This is a genomic window from Paenibacillus helianthi (assembly GCF_001909055.1).
Taxonomy (GTDB): domain Bacteria; phylum Bacillota; class Bacilli; order Paenibacillales; family Paenibacillaceae; genus Paenibacillus_AQ; species Paenibacillus_AQ helianthi.
In genome coordinates, this window is record NZ_LVWI01000018.1 from 1 (window position 1) to 740 (window position 740).

The window sequence follows — 740 nt, forward strand, 5'->3', positions numbered from 1 at the left end:
GTTTACAGCCGCATATGGAAAAGGCAAAAAAGATCTTGGGTAAACTTCCTAGGGCGGTAATTGCGGATGCAGGTTACGGCAGTGAAGAAAACTACGCCTATCTGGAAAAGGAAGAGATTCAGGCGGTCGTGAAATACGGCAGCTACCACAAAGAAAAGAGTAAAGCTTGGAAAGAGAATATCGGAAAGGTGGAGAACTGGACGTACAGTGAAACCAGGGATACATGGACGTGCCTAGCTGGGGAAACGTTGCATTTCCGCAAAGAGAGCAAGGAGACACTACAAAGCGGATATAAAATTCACAAACGTCATTACCGAAGCCAAAGCTGCGAAGGTTGTCCGCTGAAGGAACGCTGCACCAAGGCAGCAGGAAATCGGGAAGTGGTTGTCAGTCTGGAGAGGCTGCGGTACCAGAAGCAGGCTCGGGACATCCTGCGAAGCGAGGAAGGTTATGCCCTGGCCGTACGCCGAATGACGGAACCAGAAAGCGTATTTGGACAACTGAAGAATAACCGGGGCTTCCGGCGCTTTCTGCTTCGCGGCATGGAAAAAGTGACGCTTGAGGTCGGTTGGCTTTCGCTTGCCCATAATATGCTGAAGCAAGCCACGGTGGACCAAAAACGCAAGGTCGCGATTCTCCAATAACAGGAGAATCGCGGCCTTGCTGTCTTTTTACTGCCTCTTGAATACATATGGGCTGTTTCTTTTTTTTGAAAATCTACTTATGAGACAGCCCCTTTT

At 49.3% G+C, this 740-nt stretch carries 1 protein-coding gene; it reads left to right on the plus strand.

Annotated features, from left to right (window positions below; genetic code table 11):
* Window positions 1-644: transposase (locus tag A3844_RS06665; protein ID WP_143192027.1), on the plus strand; the 644-nt coding region annotated here is incomplete at its 5' end.
* Window positions 645-740: the final 96 nt, after the last annotated feature.